We start from the raw sequence: 22,102 nt of genomic DNA on the forward strand, positions 1-22,102 counted from the left end.
AGCAGTCCCGATCTCGCCGGTGCGCTGGCACCGCTTCGACCCGGCCACCTTCGAGGTCGGCCGGACCCAGCATCCGCTGCCCGGGGGCGGGTGCATCGGGCTGTACTCGCCGGAGCGCACGATCCTCGACGTCTTCCGGTTGCGCCACGACTGGGGTGCCGACCTCGCTCACGCGGCCCTCAGACGATGGCTGGCGCGTCAGTGCAGCAGCCCAGCGACGTTGCTGTCGATGGCGGAGAACTTCCCCAAGGCCCGACCGGCCGTCCGGACCGCGCTGCAGGTCCTGCTGTAGCGCCCCGGTGGTCGGATCTGAGGGGGTCGGAGGTGGGGGATAGGGCATCCGTCCGATGTGGGGGCCTACCTCAGCAGCCCAGTGTGGAGGTGTCGGAAGGACCGGCGACACCACCCGAGAAGGGCACCGTCATGAGCGTCTACGGACACGAGTACATCCTCAACACCGAGGTGGAGTACCGCCTGGAGCGCGCTGGGGTCGGCCGGGGCAACCCCGGGCTGGGCGGGAGCGGCGCGTGGGCCGGCATCCGGTCAGGGTTCTAGGCCCGGCGCCGGGAGCACCAGACCGCTGCCGCGGCCGGCGCCGCACCAGCTGCTGCCCCCGCCTCGCCACTGGCCTCGGCAGATCTTCGTCACGGGCGCCGCCAACGAGGGGCCGCGCGCCTGGTCGCCACCCTGGTCGTGGGCCTGAGTCACGGCTGGTGGATGCGCAAGCACTCCCGCCACCACGCCAACCCCAACTAGGTCGGGGCGGACAAGGACATCCGGCCCGGCGTCCTGCTCTTCACCCCCGACGACGTCGCCCGGCGCAGGGGCCTGAGCGGCTGGCTCACCGCTCGCCAGGGGTGGCTGTTCTTTCCCCTGCTCACCCTCGAGGGCCTCAGCCTGCACGCCGACGCGGTCCGCACCGTCGTCCAGGACCGCGAGCTCAGCCACCGCGGTACCGAGGCCGTGCTCCTGACGATCCGGCTGGCCGTGCTCCCGGGCCTGGTCCTCACCCTGCTCGGGCCGGGCCTGGGTGCAGCCGTCCTCGCCGTGCAGCTCGCCGGCTTCGGCGTCTACATGGGCGCGACCTTCGCCCCCAACCACAAGGGGATGCCGCTGGTCCCGCGGGACACGAGGATCGACTTCCTCTCCCGCCAGGTCCTGACCTCGCGCAACATCCGCGGCGGCCGGCCGGTCGACTGGCTCATGGGCGGCCTCAACCTGCAGGTCGAGCACCACCTGTTCCCGAGCATGCCGAGCGGCAACCTGCGCCGGGCGCAGCCGTTCGTCCGCGCCCACTGCGCCGAGCACGGCGTCCCCTACACCGAGGCCGGGCTGCTCGAGTCCTATGGCATCGTCGTGCGGCACCTCAACCGGGTGGGGCTGGGTGACCGGGACCCGTTCGCCTGCCCGTTCGTGACGGCGCACCGGCAGGGCTGACCGCCGCGGCGAAGGCCGCCAGCGTCCAGTCCCGGACCAGCTCCGCCGCCGCGCGACGCCGGGCGGGCTGGACGATCTCGTGGCCCTCGTCGGGCACGATCTCGCAGCGCGCGGTCCCGCCCGCCGCCTGCACCGCCTCGGCGAGCTGCTGCGACTCGCTCGGCGGGACGTTGGTGTCGTGGGCGCCGTGCACCAGCAGCACGGGCGCGTCGATCCGGTCGGCCAGCCGCAGCGGCGAGATGGTCCGCAGCAGCTCGGCGTCGTGGACGGGGTGGCCGTACTTCGGCAGGGCGGCCCGCGCGATCCACGGCTCGGTGGTGGCGTAGAACGTGCCGAGGTCGCTCATCCCCGCGATGCTCGCCCCGGCTGCGAAGAGCCCGGGTCGTGCCGCCAGGCACGAGAGGGTCAGGTAGCCGCCATACGACCAGCCCACGCACGCCACCCGGTCCGGGTCGGCGAGGCCGCGCGCGACGAGGTCCCCCACGACGTCCTCGACGTCGTCGACGCCCCGCCACCGCAGACCGACGTCGTCGGCGTGGGAGTAGGCCCGCCCGAAGCCTCCCGACCCGCGGACGTTGGGCGCGCAGACCGAGATGCCGGCCCGCAGGAGCACGGGATACAGGTGCGACCAGCCGGGACGTTCCTGGCCCTCGGGCCCGCCGTGCAGGTGTATGACGACCGGCCCGCCCCCGTCGACCGGGCGGTCCCGCGCCGGGTGCCACCAGGACGACACCTCCGTGCCGTCACGCGTCGTGGTGCGCAGCAGCTCCGGCAGGACGGCCTGCGGGTCGCGGGTGGCGCCGTCGACGTCGACCCACGCCTGCGAGACCCAGCTGCGGGTGCGCAGGTCGAGGATCTCGACGCACCGGTCCCGGTCGGGGCTCTCGACCGTCAGGGCCAGGATCGAGCCGTCGGCGCTGAGGCTCGGCTCGGTGGCGACCCACCCGGGCAGGGGGATGGCCTCGTGGACGGTGCCGTCGACCAGCTCGACGAGGGCGAGCTCGCTGCGGCCGCCGTCGACGTTCCACAGGACCGCGGCCCGGGTGCCGTCCTCGCTGACGCAGAACTCCTCGACGTCCGCGTCCGGACGAGCCATCAGGACCCGCTCCGAGACGCCGCGGCCGGTCACCGTGAGCAGCGCCAGCCGCTGCCGGTCGCCCCCGACGTCGGTGCGGACCACGACGCGCAGATAGCCCTCGCGGCTCTCCGACGGGCACGACGTGTGCGGGGGCAGCCGCTCCGACCAGCCCGATCGTGACGGCAGGCGCCGGGGACGGTGGTCGTCGAGGATCGCGGCGGCGTCCGTGACCGAGCCGGGGTCCGGGCGCAGCAGCGCCGTGTCCTCGCCGCCCCACAGCAGGCGCAGCGACCGGTCGCCGCGACCGCCCACCCGCACCAACGACGCGCCGCCCCACGAGTCGACGAACCGGCCCTCGGGACGCCGGTCGACGACCTCGACGCCGAGCGTCTGCGGGTCGACCAGCCGAGACTCGCCGGAGCCGTCCTCCAGCTCGGCGGTGACCTGGATCCGCGTGCCGTCCCAGCCGACGAGCTCCGCCGACCCGTCGCGGTCGTCGTCGGCGCGCCACGCCTGCGGGTCGCCGGGGTCGGTCGTGACGACCCACACCTGGGAGCGGTCCCCGCCATACGGCGCGACCTGGCAGGCCAGCCACAGACCGTCGGGAGAGTGACGCACCCGGGTGACCGGGCCGTCGACCGGCAGGCGGACGGGGCGCCAGGTGCCGGCGCGCGCCCCCTCGAGGAAGCGCTGCACCGCTCGGGGATAGCCGTCGACGTCGACGACGTGCGCCAGGGCACGGCCGTCGGGGGCGACGGACGCCCCGTGGGTGGGGCGGCCGGAGAGCTCCATCACGGTCAGAAGGTCTGGAGCCACAGCTCCAGGGTCACGAGCTGCCACAGCTCGTTGGAGCCGAGGGTCGTGCGGGTCGTGTTGGGATCGGCGAGCAGCCGATCGAGCACGTCGGCGTCGAAGACGTGGCGGTCGAGCGCCGCCGACGAGCCGAGGGTGTCGCGGACCAGCTCGAGCACCTCGCCCTCGAGGTGGCGGATGCCGGGGACGGGGAAGTAGCCCTTGGTGCGGTCGATGACCTCGACCGGCAGGATCGACCGGGCGGCGTCCTTGAGGACCCCCTTGCCGCCCCCGGCGAGCTTGAGCTCGGGCGGGCAGGAGCCGGCCAGCTCGACGAAGTCGTGGTCCAGGAAGGGCACCCGGCCCTCCAGGCCCCAGGCCATCGTCATCGTGTCCACCCGCTTGACCGGGTCGTCGACCAGCATGACCTGCGTGTCCAGGCGCAGGGCGGCGTCGACGGAGGTGTCCGCGCCGGGAGCGGACTGGTGGGCGGCGGCGAAGGCCCAGCTCGGGTCGTGGTCGAGGCGGTAGTCCGGGTGCAGCAGGGCACCCACGGCGTCGTGGCTGCGGTCGAAGAAGACCCGGCGGTAGGCCTCGGTCGTCCGGTCGCGGGGGACATCGAGCAGCGGGGGGTACCAGTCGTAGCCACCGAGCACCTCGTCCGCGCCCTGGCCCGACTGCACGACCTTGACGTGCCGCGAGACCTCTTGGGAGAGCAGGTAGAACGCGATGCAGTCGTGGCTGACCATCGGCTCGCTCATCGCCGCGAGGGTGCCGGGGACGGCCGGCAGCAGGCGGCTGGTGTCGACGTGGATCTTGTGGTGGTCGGTGCCGTAGCGGGCGGCGATCAGGTCGGAGTAGGAGTACTCGTCGCCCGACTCGCCCCCGGCCGAGTCGAAGCCGATGCTGAAGGTCTGCAGGTCCTGCTGACCCTGCTCGGCGAGCAGCGCGACGACCAGGCTCGAGTCGAAGCCGCCGGACAGCAGGACGCCCACGGGCACGTCGGCGACCATGCGTCGCTCGACGGCGGTGCGCAAGGAGTCCAGCAGCGCGTCGCCCCAGTCGCGGGCGTCCCAGTCGGCGCGGTCCTCGCGGCGGGTGAACGACGGCTCCCAGTAGACGCGGTCCGTGTAGCGGCCGTCGGGCTGGTAGGTCCGGACGGTGGCCGGCGGGAGCTTCTGGATGCCGGCGAACATCGTGCGGGGCGCGGGCACGACGGAGTGGAAGGACAGGTAGTGGTGCAGCGCGACCCGGTCCAGCGACACGTCCACGTCGCCGGCGTCGACGATCGCGCGCAGCGACGAGGCGAAGCGCAGCCGGTCGCCGCGGCGCGAGAGGTAGAGCGGCTTGATCCCGAGCCGGTCCCGGGCCAGGGTGAGCACGCCGGTGTCGACGTCGGTGATCGCGAAGGCGAACATGCCGGTCAGGTGCTCGACGCAGTCCGGCCCCCAGCGGTGGTAGGCCTTGATGATCACCTCGCTGTCGGCGTGCGAGAAAAAGCGGTAGCCGTGACCCTCGAGCTCGGCGCGCAGCTCCTGGTAGTTGTAGATGCAGCCGTTGAACACCATCGACAGGCCGAGCTCGGCGTCGACCATCGGCTGGGAGCCGCGGGGCGACAGGTCGATGATCGACAGCCGCCGGTGCCCGAGGGCGACCCGCCCCTGGGCCCAGAACCCGCCGTTGTCGGGACCGCGGGCGACCATCGCCTCGGTCATCGTCTCGACCGCCGCGACGTCCGCGGGCCGAGCACCTCGCTCGCCGAACCTGACCTCACCGCAGATGCCGCACATCAGCGCTCCTCCCCGTCCGTCATGATCCACGTGTCCTTGCTGCCGCCACCCGCCGAGGAGTTGACGATCTTGCTGCCCTCGGCCCCGGACCGGCTCAGCGCGGCCGGCATCGTGATCGCCTCCGTCTCGCGGGTGCCGCTGCGCCGCCGCAGGTGCACGAACACCCGCAGGTCCACGTGCCGCGGCCGCAGGGCGTTGCCATCGAAGGTCGGATGCGTGGACAGGTCGACCAGCTCCTGCCCGATGTAGCGCTCGGGGTTGGCGAGGATCTCGCGCCGCCGCTCGGCGACCTGGGCGGACGTGGCGTCCGGCCCGATGAGCACCCCGCGCCCGCCGTGCCCGTCGATCGGCTTGGTGACGAGGTCGCCCAGGTGGTCCAGGACGTGCTCGCGGGAGTCCGCGTCGGCGCACAGCCAGGAGGGGACCTGGTCCAGGATCGGCTCCTCCCCCAGGTAGTAGCGGACCATGTGCGGCACGAAGGTGTAGACGGCCTTGTCGTCGCCCACCCCGTTGCCGAGGGCGTTGGCCAGCGTCAGGGTGCCCCGGTGCAGCGCCTCGATGACCCCGGCGCGCAGGGGCTGGCCGTCGCGGCCTCCCGCCGACAGCAGCAGGTCCTCGTCCATCCGCAGGTAGGCCACGCGCACCTGGGCCGGTCGTCCGGCACGCTGCCGCATGAGTCGCCCGTCCTCGAACCACACCTGGCTCGGGGTGAGCACGTCGACGCCCATGGCCTCGGCCAGCCCGGTGTGCTCGGGCCACGCGGAGTCGGTGGGGCCCGAGGAGAGGATGGCGATCTCGCCGGGCTCGGCGGCGCCCCCCTGCGCGGCGGCGGACAGCGTGTCGCGCAGCAGCTCGGGGACGGGACGGACGGGCCGTATGCCGCGGGGGAACACCTCGGGCACGAACCGGCGCATCAGGGCGCGCGCCGCGATGGCGTAGCCGACCCCGGAGGGCACGCGCAGGTTGTCCTCGAGCACCCGCCAGCGTCCGGGTCCGTCGCTGACCAGGTCCAGGCCGCTGACGTGGTTGCGGACGCCCGGCCCGCCGAGGCGCCCGCTGGAGCGGTAGCCCGGCGCCCGGTCCAGCAGCTCGCGGGGCATCACGCCGTCGGCGAAGATCGCGCCCTCGCCGTAGCAGTCGCGCAGGAAGGCGTCGAGCGCCCGCGCCCGCTGCTCGCCGCCGGCGCTGATGTGCTCCCAGTCGGACGCGGACACGATCCGGGGGATCAGGTCGACGGGGAAGACCTGGGGCTGCGGCTGGTCGCGCAGGCGGAAGGTCAGGCCGTCGGCGCGCTGCAGGTCGACGATCGCGTAGTCGCGCTGGCGCAGCCCCCGGGTCCCCAGCCGCTGGAAGGCGGCGACCACGTCGGCATACGGCGGGCGCGGTGCACCGGACTCGTCGACGGCCTCGTCGTAGGCCGCGGGGGCCGCCCCCTCGCGGGGCCGGTAGGACTCGAGCAGGTCCTCGGTGCCGTCGACCGGGGCCGCGACGCCACGGGCGGTCTCGGCGATGAGCTGGTCGACGACGTCCGTGAGCCGGCCCCGGCGGCGGCGTGCCCGGCGCTGGCGGGCGGCGGAGCTGCCGCGCAGCAGGGCGGCGGTGGTCAGCCCGTCGACGAGCTCCCAGTCGCCGTTGGCGCGCAGCCACGGCTCCAGCGAGGCGACGAGGTCTCGGATGATCTCGGGGGCCGGGGCGGTGCGGCCCGAGCGCAGGTCGACGAGGTCGCCCTCGAGCCCCGAGCGCGCCGCCCGCCAGGACGCGGCGCGGCCGACGACGGGGGCCAGGTCGAGCGGGGGGACGCCCGCGGCGATCGTCTCGACGGCCCGGTCCACCATGGCCCGGAACAGGCCGGCGACCAGCACGATCGTGTCAGTGGAGGGGCAGCTGTCGCAGATCCGCAGCTCGATCGTGCTGATGCGCGCGGCCGGCCGGACGTCGAAGTAGATCATCCCCGGGTCGCTGATCACGCCCGTGTCGACGAGGTTGGCCACCAGCCGGTCGAACTCGGCGGCGGAGCGGGCCCCGCTCGACAGGCCCGTCGTGGGCCAGCGGCTCCACACCAGGCTCCGCACGCTGGCATAGCCCGTGTCGTCCCCGTCCGACCAGTAGGGGGAGGACGCGGACAGCGCCAGCAGCGGGGGCAGGTCGGGGGCCACGTGCTCGGCGACCAGGCAGGCCTCGTCGAGGTCGGCCACGTCGACGTGCACCTGCGAGCCGCAGATCAGCTGCTCGCGCGTGAGGAGCTGGTAGTCCGCCAGCATGCGCCGGTAGCGCGGGGTCTCGGTCACGTCGATCTCGTCGGGTGCCGACAGCGGCAGGGAGCCGGCCGCCACGATCCCGAGCCCCAGCGGCGTCGCCGCCTGCACCAGGCCCTCCCGGCAGCGGAGCAGCTCGTCGCGCAGCTCGTCCAGGTCGGTGACGACGGCCGAGTTGACCTCGACGACGCACTGCTGGAGCTCGGCGACGTACTCCGTGCGGTCGGCCAGCGCCTCGAGCAGCTCGGGGGCCTTGGCGGCGAGCCGGCGCGTGGTCAGGTCGACGACGTGGAACTCCTCCTCGACCCCGAGCCTGCGGATCGGCCGGGTCCGCGGCTGCGACGTCTGCGTCGTCTGGGGGGACTGCCGGGTCTGGGCCTGCCCGCTGGATCGTGCGCTGTCCATGGCGTGACGTTTCCACGCGTATGTTGCGGGCGCGTTGCGAAATCGTGTCGGCCTGCGTCCCGCGGGCGCGGGTCCGCTCAGGCCGGCCGGTCGAGGGCACCGAGCTTGACCGGGTTGCCGTGGAGCTGGACGGTGCGGACGAGTCCGTCGCGCACCTCCAGGACCAGGCAGCGCAGCGACCCGTCGGGGGCGCTGAAGACCAGGGCCGGACCACCGTTGACCGACACGAGACGGGGCGGCTCGAGCCCGGCCGCCCCCGTGACGCCGACGCCGAACCGGACGATCCTGCCGGGCCCGAGGATCGGTCGCAGCGCCGCCTTCACGACCCCTCCGCCGTCCGTCCACAGCACCGCGTCCTCCGAGAGCAGCGCCACGGCGCCCGCGACGTCGCCGGTCGAGATCGCCGCGACGAGCCCCTGCAGCACGGCGGCGTCGGCGGGGGAGGGCACGTCCACCGCGGCCAGACGGGCCGAGGCCCGGCGCACCACCTGGCGGCACGCGGCCTCGCTGCGCGCGACGACGGCGGCGATCTCGGCATACGGGACGTCGAAGGCGTGGCGCAGCACGTAGATCGCGCGGTCCTCCGGGCTCAGGGCGTCCATCAGGCGAAGCAGCGCCAGGGACAAGGACTCTCGTCGCTCGACCGACTCCTCGGGGAGGAGCTCGGTCGCGACGGGCTCGGGCAGCCAGGGGCCGACGTAGTCCTCCCGGCGGGCCTGAAGCTGGCGCCCGCGGTCGATCGCGAGCCGGGTGGTGACGGTGGTCAACCAGGCCTCGGGGCGGTCGACGTGGCCCTCCGGCTGCGCCGACAGCCGCAGCCAGGCCTGCGAGACCACGTCCTCGGCGTCGTGCCAGCTGCCGAGGACGCGATAGGCGAGGCCCAGCAGCCGGGGTCGCTCGGCCAGCCAGACAGCGCTCACGCGTCCATGCGGGTCGAGATCGCGAGACGGTTCCACACGTTGATGGTCGCAATGGCGAGGACCAGGTCGCCCAGAGCAATGATCAGAACCTGTGGATGGCGCTCGGCGAGGTGACGTGAGGTGGACGTACCTCCCGAGCAAGATCGAAGTCCATGCTCAAGTTCGGATCGGGGTCGGCGTTGGCGCGCCGGCTCGGGAAGGTACATCCATGCTCAAGGTAGTTCACGACGCTTCGGCGTCCAACGAGTCGGCCGGTGGTTCGCTGTTGGATGAGATCGTCCGTGACGGCGCTCGGCAGATGCTTGCGGCAGCGTTGCAGGCCGAGGTCGCTGTCTACATCGAGGCGTTCGTCGACGAGGTCGACGAGGCGGGTCGGCGGCTGGTGGTGCGCAACGGTCATCACGGGTCGCGGGAGGTGACCACGGCGGCGGGCGCGATCCCGGTGCGTGCACCGCGGGTCAACGACAAGCGCGTCGACCCGATCACCGGGCAGCGGCAGCGGTTCGCCTCGGCGATCCTGCCGGCCTGGGCGAGGAAGTCGCCGAAGGTTGCCGAGGTGTTGCCGCTGCTGTACCTGCACGGCCTGTCCAGCGGCGACTTCGGCCCGGCGCTGACCCAGTTCCTCGGCTCCGGTGCGGGCCTGTCGGCGGCCACGATCACCCGGCTGACGAAGGACTGGCAAGACGAGGCGGCCGCGTTCAACAAGCGCTCGTTGGCCGAGACCGACTACGTGTACGTGTGGGTCGACGGGATCCACCTCAAGGTCCGTCTGGAGCAGGACAAGGTGTGCCTGCTGGTGATGATCGGCGTGCGTGCCGACGGTTCGAAGGAACTGATCGCGCTCGACGACGGGCACCGGGAGTCGACCGAGTCCTGGCTCGACCTGCTCCGGTGCTGCAAGCGACGTGGCATGCGCGCCCCGGTGCTCGCGGTCGGCGACGGTGCACTCGGGTTCTGGGCCGCGCTCGGGCAGGTGTTCCCCGAGGCTCGTGAGCAGCGCTGCTGGTTCCACAAGATCGTCAACGTCCTCAACGTGCTGCCGAAGTCGGCCCAGCCCGGCGCGAAGGCCGCGCTGGCGGAGATCTGGAACGCCGAGGACAAGGACCACGCGAAGGCCGCGGCGAAGGCGTTCGTAGCCGACTACGGTGCGAAGTGGCCCAAGGCGGCCGCGAAGATCACCGAGGACCTCGACGTGCTCTTGGCGTTCTACGACTACCCGGCCGAGCACTGGATCCACCTGCGCACGACCAACCCGATCGAGTCGACCTTCGCCACCGTCCGGCTTCGTCAGCGGGTCACCAAGGGCCCCGGCTCCCGGGCTGCCGGGGTGGCCATGGCGTTCAAGCTCATCGAGTCCGCGCAAGCACGCTGGCGCGCGGTCAATGCACCGCACCTGGTCGCGTTGGTCCGCGCGGGTGCGACCTTCAAGAACGGCCAACTCGTCGAACGCGACGACGACGAGACGGGAGCGGCCGCGTGAGCTCGGCACCGATCGGGACCATCCACCACGTCGAGCTATGGGTCCCCGACATCGACCGCGCCGCCGCGCAGTGGGGATGGCTGCTCACCGAGCTGGGCTACCAGCCGTTTCAGGAATGGACCGGTGGATGCAGTTGGCGCCTGGCGGACACCTACATCGTGATCGAACAGTCGCCCGACATGCTCGCCGAACCTCACGACAGGAAACGCCCCGGGCTCAACCACCTAGCCTTCCACGCCGGCGATCAGGCCCAGGTCGACGCCCTCACCGCCGCTGCCGCCGAGAACGGTTGGGCACTCATGTTCGCCGACAAACACCCCCACGCCGGCGGCCCGCAGACCTACGCCGCCTACCTATCGAACACCGACGGCCACGAAGTCGAGCTCACCGCGAGCAACCCCGTAGAACTCACCCATCCACAGGTCTTGACGATTCCTCACCGGGCCGCCGGCTTCACCGCCCATGAGCAGGCCACGGACCTCACGCGACCCTGATCGACGACCTCGCATCGACAAGACGGAGTGCTCACGATCGCCGGTGGCGATGCGGTCGCAGCGACGCCGTGCGTCTTCGGCCGGTGGAGGACGAGCCTCGGCCTGGCAGGGGACGTGCGTCACTCCGAGGCATCGGTATCGCGCTCACACACTGTTCGGTCTCGTGCGTGAAATCGGCCTCTGTGGAGGGGGCCGTCATGGGCCCGCTCGGACACACCCCTCGAAGGGCGCTCGGCAGTGCGGGGCCTGCGCGTGAACCTGTGGGCCCCGTCGGGCTCGAACCGACGACCGGCGGATTAAAAGTCCGATGCTCTGCCAACTGAGCTAGAGGCCCGGGGTCGCCGCTCGCATCTGCGGATGAGCCGGCGCCGATGGCGCAGGCTCCGGCGAACCTCCGATCCAGTATGCCGTACACGCCGGGGCCGCCGTCGCGACCCCCGCGGGGCGGACCGGAGCCCGAATGCCCTCGGGTGCGAGGTCCCGAGACCCTTGACGCCCACGTGCCGCGTGTTAGTGTATTAAGTACTTAGTACAGCGATACGCGGGGAGGTGGGGCCATGGAGTTCGACCCGTCCCGGCCCATCTGGCATCAGCTGGCCCACGAGTTCTCCCGGCGCATCGTCGTGGCGCAATGGCCACCGGGGAGTCGCATCGGCGGCGTCCGCGAGCTGGCCGGGGAACTCGGGGTCAACCCGAACACGGTCCAGCGGGCCCTCGCCGAACTCGAACGCGAAGGGTTGTGCCGCTCCGAGCGGACGACCGGCCGCTTCGTCACCGACGACGAGGACCGCATCCGGCGTCTGCGGCGCACGCTCGCCGCCGACGCCGCCGACGACTACATCGCCCAGGCCCGGGGATTCGGCATCCCCCTGGCCGACGCGACCGCACTCATCACCGAAAGGTGGCCCAGCGATGACCACGACACTGCACGATCGGAGGGGCGCTGACATGGACGCCACGTCGTCACCCGTCCTCGACATCCGGGACCTCACCAAGTCCTACGGTCCCGTCCGCGCCCTCGACGGCGTCGACCTCACCCTCGAGCCCGGCCGGTTCGTCGGCCTCCTCGGCGAGAACGGCTGCGGCAAGACGACGCTGCTCAAGATCCTCGCCGGCGTGATGTACGACTACGACGGCGACGTCCGCATCGCCGGGTACCGACCCGGGCCGGAGTCCAAGGCGCGGGTGAGCTTCCTGCCCGACCTCGCCGTCCTCCCGATGCGGTGGCGGGTCACCGACGCCCTGCGCTACCACCGCGACTTCTTCGACGACTTCGACGAGGCCAAGGCCATCGACCTCATCGGGTCGTTCGGCCTGGCCACCTCGATGCGGATCAAGGAGGCCTCCAAGGGGATGCGGGAGAAGGTCCAGGTCGCGCTCGCGATGTCGCGCCGTGCCTCGGTGTACCTGCTCGACGAGCCGATCTCCGGCGTCGACCCGGCCGCCCGCGAGGTGCTCCTCGACGCCATCGTCAAGGACCTCCCCGAGGACGCACTCGTCCTCGTCTCCACCCACCTGGTCCACGACCTTGAACCCGTCCTCGACTCCGCGGTCATCATGCGCGGCGGCCGCGTCGTGCTGCAGGGCGACCTCGACGACCTCCGCGCCGAGCGCGGTGCGGGTCTCGAGCAGATCTTCAAGGAGATGCACCGATGACCACCACCCTGCTCCGGCACGAATTCCGTCGCACCCGCGGCCCGCTCGGTCTCCTCACGGCGATCGCGGCGGCGTTCACCCTCGCGGGGACCCTCGTGATGCTCCCGAACTGGCCGTTGGCCCCGCTCGGAGCCCCGTTGGCGTCGATCGCCGTCTTCGGCCTCCTGCCGGTGGCGCTCCTCGCCCTCGCGGTCGACTACTGGCGCTCGGCCTACGGCCGCGGTGGCTATCTCACCCAGACGCTGCCGATCCGAGGCTCTCGGATCTACGGGGTGCGCCTCGTCTATGGATTCCTCGTCGTCCTCGCCGGGCTCGTCGTCTCCCTCCTGCTCGCGGCGCCGCCCGCCCTCGTGGTGGCTCGGCGGCAGGCGCCCGAGGGGGTGGGTGCGCTCGAGTACCTCCGCACCGCCGCGAGCGAGGTCACCGGCCTGCTCTCGCCGGCCGGATGGGTGCTGCTCGTGCTCGCCCTCACGTTCGGGACGTGGATGTACCTCGTCCAGTACTACTTCGCCGCGACCGCCGGCAGCAGCGGCCGGTTGGCCTCCCTCGGAGCCGCCGGGCCGTTCGTCGTCTGGTTCGCGCTGTACGTCGTGTTCCAGGTGTTGGTGTTCGTCGCAGTGGTCGCCGTCCCGCTCGGCATCGATGTGCGCGCGGGCGACCCGCAGTTCGTGTCCGTCGACTACTGGGCGGCGATGACCAGCGGTGCGCAGAATGCGCCGATGCCCGCCGGGTTCATCCCCGTCCTCCTCGTCCTCACCCTCGTGCTGGCGTGGTGGACGGGTCGAGCCTGGAACCGTCGCCTCTCCCTGCGGTAGCCATGACATGACCCGGGACAGATCGCCCGCCCGGTCGCCTCGCCGCGACCGGGCGGGCGCGTGTGTGAGCGGGCGTGGAGCCGGGAGGGTGCCGAGTGAACCGTTGTGGCGGTGATCGGGATGGGCAGGCCGGCATGAGGGTGCCGAGTGAACCGTTGTGGTTGCGGCCGGCGTGCTGCTGCGCGGACCGTCGTCATCACCGTCGTCATCACCGGCGCACACGGGTGCCGCGACCGGGATCCGGACGTGTTGTCCACCCCTCGGGACTCTGGGTGCACGATAGAGGGGTGACACGCACGCAGACCCTTCCCACCGCCCTGGACGTCGAAGCCGCTTTCGTGAGACTGCGGTCCGTCATCCGGGAGACGCCGCTGATTCCCAGCGCGCGGCTGTCGGCGGCGACGGGCGCGAACGTGTGGGTCAAGCGCGAGGATCTCCAGCCCGTGCGCTCCTACAAGGTGCGCGGCGCGTACAACCTCATCGCCCAGCTCGACGAGGAGGAACGCGCCCGCGGTGTCGTCACCGCGAGCGCCGGCAACCACGCGCAGGGGTTCGCGTTCGCCTGCGCCCAGCTGGGCCTCAAGGGACGGATCTACGTCCCGAGCACGACCCCCCGCCAGAAGCGCGACCGGATCGCCTCCCTCGGCGCGGGTCACGTCGACCTCATCGTCGACGGCGAGACCTACGACGACGCGGCCGGCGCGGCGCGGGACGACGGTGAGCGCACCGGTGCGGTCCTCGTGCCCGCGTTCGACCACGCCGACACGATCGCCGGTCAGGGAACGACGGCGATCGAGATCGTCGAGCAGCTCGGACGCGCACCCGACGTGCTCGTCGTGCCCGTCGGCGGGGCCGGGATGCTCGCCGGGTGCACGACGTGGCTGCGCTCGCGCCACCCCGGGACCCGGATCGTCGGCGCGGAACCCTCCGGCGCCGCCTGCCTCGCCGCAGCCGTGGAGGCGGGGGAGCCGGTGACGCTCCCGACCATCGACACCTTCGTCGACGGGGCCGCCGTACGCCGCGCCGGCGACCTCACCCACGCCGTCGTCGCGCGGGGTGACGTCGACCTCGTCACCGTCGACGAGGGCCGCGTCTGCACCGAGATGCTCGACCTCTACCAGGTGGACGGCATCATCGCCGAGCCCGCGGGCGCCCTCGCCTCGGCGGCGCTCCTGCAGACGATCGACGTGCAGCCCGGGCAGGACGTCGTCGTCATCCTCTCCGGCGGCAACAACGACGTATCCCGCTACGCCGAGATCGTCGAACGCTCCCTCGTCGACCTCGGCCGCAAGCATTACTTCCTCGTCACCTTCCCCCAGGAGCCCGGTGCGCTGCGCCGGTTCGTCGAGGACGTCCTCGGCCCCGACGACGACATCGCGCTCTTCGAATACGTCAAGCGCAGCAACCGCGAGTCCGGCCCCGCGCTCGTCGGGATCGAACTCGCCCACCGCGAGGACCTCGACGGACTCCTGCTGCGCATGGAGGACAGCCCGATGACCATCGAGCGGATCCCCGCCGACAGCCCGTTCTACCGTTTCCTCGTCTGACCCACACCTCAGTGAGTTCGTGATGCGCGCCGAATCCCCCGAGCAGGACCGTCCCTACGTGCTGCAGTTCTCGTGCGAGAACAAGCCGGGCATCGTCGCGTCGGTGACGACGACCCTGGCCCAGCTCGGCTGCGACATCACCGACGGCCAGCAGTTCGACGACCGGCTCTCGGGGCGGTTCTTCGCGCGGCTGTCGTTCAAGCCCGTGCGCACCGACCTCGGGGAGGACGGGTACGACACCGGTCTCGCCCCCGTCCTGCGCAGCCTGGACGCGGAGTGGTCGGTGCGCTCGGCGAGTCGGCTGCGGCGGGTGCTCGTGCTCGCGAGCAAGTCCGACCACTGCCTCGTCGACCTGCTCTACCGTCACCGGATCGGGGAACTGCCCATGGAGCTCGCAGGCGTGGTCTCCAACCATCCGCGGGAGTCGTTCGCGGAGCTGGGGGACGTCCCCTTCCACCACCTTCCGGTCACGGCGCAGACCAAGCCCGAGCAGGAGCGGGCGATCCTCGACCTCGTCGACCGCGAACGCATCGACCTCGTCGTCCTCGCCCGCTACATGCAGATCCTCTCCGACGAGCTCGCGACCGCTCTCGAAGGGCGGTGCATCAACATCCACCACAGCTTCCTGCCGGGGTTCAAGGGCGCCAAGCCCTACCACCAGGCCTACGAGCGGGGGGTGAAGCTCATCGGCGCGACCGCGCACTACGTGACGGCCGACCTCGACGAGGGGCCGATCATCGCCCAGGACGTCGAGCCGGTCAGCCACCGCGACACCCCGGACGACCTCGTCGCCAAGGGCCGCGACATCGAACGACGCGTGCTCGCCGAGGCCGTCCTCGCCCACCTCGAGGACCGGGTCATGCTCCGCGGATCCACCACCGTCGTCTTCACCCGCTGAGGTCCCGCCCGGGTCCACCGGCGTCAGTCGTGAATGGCGACCGGCGCGGCCGACGCACCCGGTGCCCGCTCCGGCTCCTCGACGGACGTCGCGGCACGCACCGGGGTCGGTCGGACTCCTGATCGCCCCCCCTCACCCCGGCACCCGAGGGCGGACGACGCCCACGTCACCACAGTCGCAGCGAGCGTTCGAAGATGCTGGCGAGGTCGTCCTCGGTGACCTCGCGGGGTGAGGAGGCGAGGACCCGCTGCTGCTTCATCGTGCCGGTGACGAGGTCGGGGATGTCCGACTCGTCGTAGCCGACGGCTTCGATCCCACCCGGGATCCCGATGTCACGCATGAGGTCGGTGAGGACGGCGGGGAGGAGGTCGCGGGGGTCGTTCGTCATCTCCGCGTCGGGGGCGAGCAGCCGTGCCGCCTCGATGTGACGCTCCGGGTCGGTGTCGAACGTGAACCGGAACGCCTCGGGAGCGGTGAGGGACACCGCCATGCCGTGCGGGACCATCGGCTCGGCGTCGGGGTAGTCGGCGGGGTGGAAGTCCTTGACGCGCCCCGCGATCGGGTAGGCGTTGGCGTGGGGGATGTGGACCCCGGCGTTGCCGAACCCCATGCCGGCGAACGTGGCGGCGAGGGACATGTCGGCCCGGGCCGCCTCGTCGTCACCGTGGTGCACCGACCGCCGGAACGACGTCGCGAGCAGCTGCATCGCCTTCGTCGCCCACATGTCGGCGACGGGGTTGCGACCGCAGTACGGCACCCGCTGCTCCGGCGTCTTGTGCTCGTAGGAGGTGTACGGTCGCGCGGTCCAGCTCTCGAGGGCATGGCTGAGGATGTCCATCCCGGCGCTCGCGGTGACGCCCGCCGGCTGGGTGAGGGTGAGACGCGGGTCGACGACGGCCATCGTCGGGCGGAGGCGGGCGTGGCTGATGCCGGTCTTCACGTGCTGCTCGAGGACGTCGAGGACACAGATCGTCGTGCTCTCCGCGCCGGTGCCCGTCGTCGTGGGGACGGCGATGAGCGGCCGGAGCGGGTGCTCGGGTGCCCGGCCTTCGCCGACGGGGGCGTTGACGTAGTCCATGAGGTCGCCGGGGTTGGTCATGAGCAGGTCGACGGCCTTGGCGGTGTCGATGCTCGACCCTCCGCCGACGGCGACGTAGGCGTCGAACGGCCCCTGCTCGCGGGCGAACTCGATGGCCTCGCGGAGGCTCGCGTCGGTCGGCTCGACGTGGACCGCGTCGTAGACGAGCGCGTGGATGCCGAAGCGGGACATCTGATCGGCGACGCGCTGCGGCGTCCCGGTGGCCGCGATGCCGGGGTCGGTGACGACGAGGACGCGCGACGCGCCGGTGAGGGACAGGTCGTACCCGATCTCCTCCGACGCGCCGGGGCCGAACTTGAGGTAGGGGGCGCCGTAGGTGAAGACGCTCTCGGGGTTCGCGGGGGTGGAGGTCATGCTCGCTCCTCGGCGTGATGGCGGGTCGGTGTGGGGTGGCTGTCGGGGGAGGGGTTCGGGTTCTGCGATGGGGTGTGTCGCGCGGTGCCCCGACGCCGTCGGTGAGGGGCTGGTGCCGTGGGCGTGAGGGCGGTGAGCGGGGCGTCAGCCGACGTACGGAGGCGTGCGCCTCAGCTCGCGGCGGGCGATGGTGCGTCGATGGACGGCGTCGGGACCGTCGACGATGCGCAGGACGCGAGCCCACGCGGCGAAGTACGCGAGCGGGGTGTCGTCGGAGACCCCCGCGCCACCGTGCACCTCGATCGCCTTGTCGATGACGGTGCACGCGGCGGCGGGGGCGGCGACCTTGATCTCGGAGATCTGCGTGATCGCGTCCTTGACCGGCCCGGTGTCGAGCTTCCACGCGCACTGCTGGACGAGGAGGCGGGCCTGGTCGATGGCGATGCGGGAGTCGGCGATGTGGGCCTGGATCACGCCCTGGTCGATGAGCGGGCCCCCGAAGGCGGTGCGTGAGCGGGCTCGGGCGACCATGAGTGCGAGGGCGCGCTCGGCCATGCCGATCGCCCGCATCGCGTGGTGCACCCGGCCCGGCCCGAGGCGCGCCTGCGCGATCGTGAACCCGTCGCCCTCCGCCCCGAGCAGCGCGGAGGCGGGGACTCGGCAGTTCTCGAAGCGCAGTTCGGAGTGACCGTGCTGGTCCTGGTACCCGAAGATCGGCAGGTGCCGCACGATCTTCATCCCGGGGTTGTCGCGCTCGACGAGCACCATCGAATGCCGTCGCTGCGGGGGCGCCGAGGGGTCGGTGCGGCCCATGACGATGAAGAGCGCGCACCGCTCGTCGGCGGCTCCCGTGATCCACCATTTCCTGCCGTCGAGGACGTACTCCTCGTCCTCGCGACGGATCTCGAGCTCGATGTTCGTCGCGTCCGAGCTCGCGACGTCGGGTTCGGTCATCGCGTACGCCGACCGGATCGAGCCCTCAAGCAAGGGCTCCAACCAGGTGCGACGTTGCTCCGGCGTCGCGAAGAGCAGGAGGGTCTCCATGTTCCCGGTGTCGGGAGCCTGGCAGTTGATCGCCTCGGGGGCGATGACCGGCGACCAGCCGGTGATCTCGGCGACCGCCGCGTACTCGGTGTGCGTGAGGCCGCCGACCTCCGGGTGGAACAGGTTCCACAGGCCCCGTGACCGGGCGACGGCCTTGAGATCCTCCATGACCGGCGGATAGGCGTGCTCGCCGTGGATGCGCAGGTGATCGGCCCACACCGGCTCGGCCGGGAAGACCTCCTCCCGCATGAAGTCCCACATGCGGGAGGCGTACTCCTCCCCGCGCGCGCTGAGGGCGAAGTCCATTCAGGTCCCCTCTCGAAGGATGTCGAGACCGGCCTCGGCGGTGCGGGCGACCTCGTCCGCGAGGTCGCCGAAGTCCTGACCGGCCATGGCGCCCGCGGCGACCCGGGCGGCGATGCCCTGGGTGATCGCGGCGAACTTGAAGTGGGCGAGGGCCTCGTGGAAGGCGAGGTCGCCGAGGTCGCGACCGGCCGTGGCCGCGTACCGCTCGCGCACGTGCCGCCGGTCCGGGAAGCCCGCGTCGGCGGTGAGGTGCGGGATGAGCGACATGCGGCGGTCGCCCGGTTCGCGCCAGTAGAAGAGCAGCAACCCGAGGTCGGTGAGCGGGTCCCCGAGCGTCGACAGCTCCCAGTCGAGGACGGCGGCGACGCGTCCGGGGTCGCCGGTGTCCATGACGACGTTGTCGAGGCGGTAGTCGCCGTGGACGATCGAGGCACCCCCGTCCTCGGGGACACGGCGCGCGAGCGACGCACCGAGTTCGTCGACGACCGGGACGTCGGTCGTCCTCGCCTGTTCCCACTGCCGGGTCCACAGCCGCACCTGACGACCGGCGAAGCCCTCCGGACGCCCGTAGTCGGTGAGCCCGACCGCGGCCGGGTCGACCGCGTGCAGCCGGGCGAGGGTGTCGACGAGGGCGTTCGTGAGGGAGCGCCGGGAGTCCTCGTCGTCGGCGAACCCGGTCGGCAGCTCGTCGCGGACGACGTGACCCTCGACCTGCGCCATCACGTAGAACGGGAACCCCGTGGCCCCGTCGTCGTGGGCGAGGAGGACCGGGGCGACCGGCACGTCGGTGTCGGAGAGGGCTTGTTGGACGCGGGCCTCCCGACCCATGTCGTGGGCCTTGGGCAGGATCGAGCCCGTGGGCGGGCGCCGCAGCACGACCGTCCCAGCCGCCGAGGTGAGGCGGAAGGTGAGGTTGGACTTGCCCCCGGCGATGAGTTCGGCCCTCGCCTCCCGCCATGCCGGCTCCCCGAGGCGATCGGCGAGGAGGCCCCCGACGACGTCGAGTCGGGCGAGTTCCGCGGGGTCGGTGCTCACCGTTCCCTCAGCTCGCGGCGCAGGATCTTGCCCGTCGTCGTCTTGGGGAGCTCGTCGATGATCTCGACCGACCGGGGGTACTTGTAGGCGGCCATGCGTTCCCGACTCCACGCGATGAGCTCCTCGGGCGTGAGCGACCGGCCCGGGGTGAGGGACACGAAGGCCTTGACCGTCTCACCGCGGTACTCGTCGGGCACCCCGACGACGGCGACCTCGCGGACGGCGTCGTGGCTGACGAGCACGTCCTCGACCTCGCGCGGCCACACCTTGTACCCGGCGGCGTTGATCATGTCCTTCTTGCGGTCGACGAGGAAGAACCAGCCCTCGGGGGACATGAACCCGACGTCGCCGGTCCGGAGGACGCCCCCGGGGATGTTCTCGGCGGTCTCCTCGGGCTTGTTCCAGTAGCCCGGGACGACCTGGGGGCCGTCGACGACGATCTCGCCGACCTCCCCGAACGGCAGGTCCCGGCCCTGGTCGTCGGTGATGCGCACGACGGTGTCGAAGACGGGCACTCCCACGGAGAGTGCGCCGCTGTCGGGATCGACGGGCGCCTTCGCCCCGAGGGGCACGGCGAGGCAGGGGGAGGTGGTCTCGGTGAGTCCGTAGACGTTGTGCAGGTAGCGGCCGGTCGCCGCGTCGAACCGCTCGGTCATGACCGGCGCGATCGGGGCCCCGCCGGAGTACACGACCCGGAAGCTCGACCAGTCCTGCGGACCGGAGCCCGGGACGCCGGTGAGCGCGGTGAACGCGGTCACGGCGCCGATGGAGAACGTCGGTCGGTGCTCACGGACGGCGTCCATCATCACCTCGGGCACGAACCGATGGGTGAGGACGAGCGTGGCGCCGGTGACGAACGCGACGCCGATGTGGCCGACGATCCCGGTGATGTGGAACAGGGGCGCGATGCCGAGGACGACATCGTCCTCGTCGAGATCGACCCAGTCCCGGTAGGTCTTGGCGGCGAAGGCGATGTTGCCGTGGGTGTTCATCGCCCCCTTCGGAACGCCCGTCGTGCCGGAGGTGTAGGTGAGAACGGCAACGTCATCGGCGCCCGCCGACACCGGCGGGAGGGGTGGGGAGTCGCCCCGCGCGTCCTGCGCAAGGACGTCTCGCAGCGCGGTCGTGCCCTCCGGTGTCGCCCCCTGCGACATCGTCACCCGCAGCACCCGCTCGTCGTCGCGGCTCTGGTCGTCGGTGCCGGAGGCCGTGAGGACGATCCGCACGTCGGTCCCGCCGCCCTCGACGACGCTGCGCGCGACGTCCTCCCAGAGCTCGTCGAGGCACAGCAGCGCGACGGCGCCGGAGTCGGTGAGCAGGTAGGTGAGCTCCCGGGTCTTGTTCATGGGGTTGATCGCCACGGCGGTGCCCCCCGCCTTCCACGTGCCGAGCAGGCCGACGAGGAAGGCGGGGTCGTTCTGGGTGTAGAGCGCGAGCCGGTCACCCGGCGCGAACCCCTGCTCGAGCAGGTGGCGGGCGAGGGTGTCGCTGCGCACGTCGAGGTCGTCGAAGGTGAGGGTGCCGTCGAAGTACCGCACCGCCGGTCGCCCACCGTGGCGGGCGACCGTGGCTGCGAAGACGTCCAACATCGAGCCGTGGTCGAGACTCAGGCCGGTCGAGGTCCCCTCCCGGTACCGGCCCAGCCAGGGCCGGTCGGCGTAGGAGGTCACTTGATCGCGAGGGGATTGACGGGGGTTCCCGCCGCCTTGGCGACCTTGAGGGGAGCGGCGGCGTACATGAAGGCGTACTGACCGTCCTCCGCGCAGTCGGCGGCGATCGCCTCGAGGTCGCAGATCTCGGTGAGGGTGACGCCGAGATTGCGCATGAGGGCGCAGTGCAGCGGCAGCGCGACGCCGGTCGTGGGGTCGAACGTGACCTCGTTGGCGATCGTGTCGGTGACGAGGTTGGGGATCTCCATCTCCTGGAACCACCGGACGAGCTCGGGGGAGTAGGCGAGGCCGGGCTCGCAGAAGTTCTCGTAGAACGCGTCGCCCATCTCGAAGAAGCGGGCGAGGAAGTTCGTACGGATGAGGAGGATGTCGCGCTTCTCGATCTCGACGCCCTGATCCTTCGCGCACGCGAGGAGGTCCTCGTGGGTGAACGTCTCGGCCGGGTCGAGGGAGTCCTTGCCGCGCCAGCGGGCGATGTCGAGCAGGATGCCGCGCCCGACGACGCCGCGCTCGGCGATGGGCATGATCGAGGCCTTCTCGAGGCCGCCGCGCGTCGTGTCGGCGTCGAAGCCGTTGTAGATCTTGCCGTCGTACCAGACGTGCCCGAGGGCGTCGTACTGGGTGGAGCCCTGGAGGAACGCCTCGATCTTGTCGTCGGCGTAGTGCAGGCCGCCGGGGAACTCCGGGGCCGACCCGCCCTCGTCCCAGTCGGACTCGTCGAGGACCTGGATGCGGACGGCCGGGGATCGGCCGGGCCAGACCGGGTCGCCCTTGGGGTCACCGATCATGCGCTGGAGGGTGAACACCCGTCCGCTGCGGACGCTCCGGATGCCGCGCATGACCTCGTCGGAGGTCAGGTAGTTGAGGGCTCCCACCTCGTCGTCGGCGCCCCATTTTCCCCAGTTGCTCGGCGCGTCCTTCAGGATCTCGGTCATCGGCTTGATCTCAGACATCGTCGTCCTCTCCTCACACGTGACCGAACGATCGATCGGTCGACCGTTCGTGGTGCCCCATCCTCGTGATGGGG

The 22,102-nt window shown here is 71.8% G+C and carries 19 protein-coding genes and 1 tRNA gene; 10 read left to right on the forward strand and 10 right to left on the reverse strand.

Annotation, left to right across the window (positions count from 1 at the left end):
* Positions 1 to 19 precede the first annotated feature (19 nt).
* From RT054_RS08700 to RT054_RS08710, 3 genes are all read left to right on the forward strand, one after another.
* Positions 20 to 292, forward strand: a complete 273-nt coding sequence (locus RT054_RS08700; RefSeq protein ID WP_313023128.1) for a hypothetical protein — start codon at positions 20 to 22, stop codon at positions 290 to 292.
* Positions 293 to 423: 131 nt separating this feature from the next.
* Positions 424 to 555: a hypothetical protein gene (locus RT054_RS08705; protein ID WP_312722513.1), complete on the forward strand. Its 132-nt coding sequence runs from the start codon at positions 424 to 426 to the stop codon at positions 553 to 555.
* A 318-nt stretch (positions 556 to 873) separates the two neighbouring features.
* The gene (locus tag RT054_RS08710; protein WP_396837252.1) at positions 874 to 1,437 is read left to right on the forward strand and encodes a fatty acid desaturase family protein; all 564 of its coding nucleotides are present in this window, start codon (positions 874 to 876) and stop codon (positions 1,435 to 1,437) included.
* On the opposite strand, the gene RT054_RS08715 is transcribed toward RT054_RS08710, so the two are convergent.
* The 4 genes from RT054_RS08715 to RT054_RS08730 form a co-directional block, all read right to left on the reverse strand.
* Positions 1,367 to 3,331 (reverse strand): alpha/beta fold hydrolase, encoded by a 1,965-nt coding sequence (locus RT054_RS08715; RefSeq protein ID WP_313023129.1) that lies wholly within the window; start codon positions 3,329 to 3,331, stop codon positions 1,367 to 1,369. The two genes, RT054_RS08710 and RT054_RS08715, sit on opposite strands and share 71 nt — an antisense overlap.
* Entirely contained in the window at positions 3,313 to 5,097 is a 1,785-nt protein-coding gene (locus RT054_RS08720) for an N-acetylglutaminylglutamine amidotransferase (RefSeq protein WP_313023130.1), read from the reverse strand. Before RT054_RS08720 ends, RT054_RS08715 begins: the two co-directional genes overlap by 19 nt.
* A complete protein-coding gene (locus RT054_RS08725; RefSeq protein ID WP_313023131.1) occupies positions 5,097 to 7,757 on the reverse strand; it encodes a carboxylate--amine ligase/circularly permuted type 2 ATP-grasp protein in 2,661 nt (886 codons plus the stop codon). Before RT054_RS08725 ends, RT054_RS08720 begins: the two co-directional genes overlap by 1 nt.
* A gap of 77 nt (positions 7,758 to 7,834) precedes the next feature.
* Positions 7,835 to 8,677 carry a sigma-70 family RNA polymerase sigma factor gene (locus RT054_RS08730; protein WP_312722522.1) on the reverse strand — a complete coding sequence of 281 codons (843 nt, stop codon included), beginning with the start codon at positions 8,675 to 8,677 and terminating at the stop codon, positions 7,835 to 7,837.
* 208 nt (positions 8,678 to 8,885) lie between these two features.
* Between RT054_RS08730 and RT054_RS08735 the strand changes: the two genes are divergently transcribed.
* Together RT054_RS08735 and RT054_RS08740 are read left to right on the forward strand one after the other, a co-directional pair.
* Positions 8,886 to 10,157 carry an IS256 family transposase gene (locus RT054_RS08735; protein WP_313023134.1) on the forward strand — a complete coding sequence of 424 codons (1,272 nt, stop codon included), beginning with the start codon at positions 8,886 to 8,888 and terminating at the stop codon, positions 10,155 to 10,157.
* Positions 10,154 to 10,651 carry a VOC family protein gene (locus RT054_RS08740; protein WP_313023137.1) on the forward strand — a complete coding sequence of 166 codons (498 nt, stop codon included), beginning with the start codon at positions 10,154 to 10,156 and terminating at the stop codon, positions 10,649 to 10,651. Before RT054_RS08735 ends, RT054_RS08740 begins: the two co-directional genes overlap by 4 nt.
* A 261-nt stretch (positions 10,652 to 10,912) precedes the next feature.
* On the opposite strand, the gene RT054_RS08745 is transcribed toward RT054_RS08740, so the two are convergent.
* A tRNA-Lys gene (locus RT054_RS08745) sits at positions 10,913 to 10,985 on the reverse strand.
* A 223-nt stretch (positions 10,986 to 11,208) separates the two neighbouring features.
* Here RT054_RS08745 and RT054_RS08750 point away from each other — a divergent pair.
* From RT054_RS08750 to purU, 5 genes are all read left to right on the forward strand, one after another.
* Complete coding sequence (locus RT054_RS08750) at positions 11,209 to 11,598, forward strand: GntR family transcriptional regulator (protein WP_312720978.1); 390 nt, start codon at positions 11,209 to 11,211, stop codon at positions 11,596 to 11,598.
* 1 nt (position 11,599) lies between these two features.
* Positions 11,600 to 12,307, forward strand: coding sequence for an ABC transporter ATP-binding protein (locus RT054_RS08755; RefSeq protein WP_312720980.1), 708 nt, complete (start codon positions 11,600 to 11,602; stop codon positions 12,305 to 12,307).
* The gene (locus tag RT054_RS08760) at positions 12,304 to 13,122 is read left to right on the forward strand and encodes a hypothetical protein (protein ID WP_312720982.1); all 819 of its coding nucleotides are present in this window, start codon (positions 12,304 to 12,306) and stop codon (positions 13,120 to 13,122) included. Before RT054_RS08755 ends, RT054_RS08760 begins: the two co-directional genes overlap by 4 nt.
* Before the next feature lie 287 nt (positions 13,123 to 13,409).
* Positions 13,410 to 14,669, forward strand: coding sequence for a threonine ammonia-lyase IlvA (gene ilvA, locus RT054_RS08765; protein WP_313023138.1), 1,260 nt, complete (start codon positions 13,410 to 13,412; stop codon positions 14,667 to 14,669).
* 22 nt (positions 14,670 to 14,691) lie between these two features.
* Positions 14,692 to 15,567, forward strand: coding sequence for a formyltetrahydrofolate deformylase (gene purU / locus RT054_RS08770; protein ID WP_312720986.1), 876 nt, complete (start codon positions 14,692 to 14,694; stop codon positions 15,565 to 15,567).
* A 166-nt stretch (positions 15,568 to 15,733) separates the two neighbouring features.
* On the opposite strand, the gene RT054_RS08775 is transcribed toward purU, so the two are convergent.
* The 5 genes from RT054_RS08775 to RT054_RS08795 form a co-directional block, all read right to left on the reverse strand.
* On the reverse strand, positions 15,734 to 17,020 hold the full coding sequence (locus RT054_RS08775; RefSeq protein WP_313023140.1) for a hydroxyacid-oxoacid transhydrogenase: 1,287 nt from the start codon (positions 17,018 to 17,020) through the stop codon (positions 15,734 to 15,736).
* 144 nt (positions 17,021 to 17,164) lie between these two features.
* Positions 17,165 to 18,370, reverse strand: coding sequence for an acyl-CoA dehydrogenase family protein (locus tag RT054_RS08780; protein ID WP_312720990.1), 1,206 nt, complete (start codon positions 18,368 to 18,370; stop codon positions 17,165 to 17,167).
* Entirely contained in the window at positions 18,371 to 19,405 is a 1,035-nt protein-coding gene (locus RT054_RS08785) for a phosphotransferase family protein (RefSeq protein WP_312720992.1), read from the reverse strand. It lies immediately after the preceding gene.
* Entirely contained in the window at positions 19,402 to 21,075 is a 1,674-nt protein-coding gene (locus RT054_RS08790; protein ID WP_313023143.1) for an AMP-binding protein, read from the reverse strand. The genes RT054_RS08785 and RT054_RS08790 overlap by 4 nt, the downstream gene beginning before the upstream one ends.
* Positions 21,072 to 22,028 (reverse strand): cyclase family protein, encoded by a 957-nt coding sequence (locus tag RT054_RS08795; protein WP_313023144.1) that lies wholly within the window; start codon positions 22,026 to 22,028, stop codon positions 21,072 to 21,074. Before RT054_RS08795 ends, RT054_RS08790 begins: the two co-directional genes overlap by 4 nt.
* Positions 22,029 to 22,102 lie beyond the last annotated feature (74 nt).

This window comes from Mobilicoccus sp. (assembly GCF_032060985.1).
Taxonomy (GTDB): Bacteria; Actinomycetota; Actinomycetes; order Actinomycetales; family Dermatophilaceae; genus Mobilicoccus.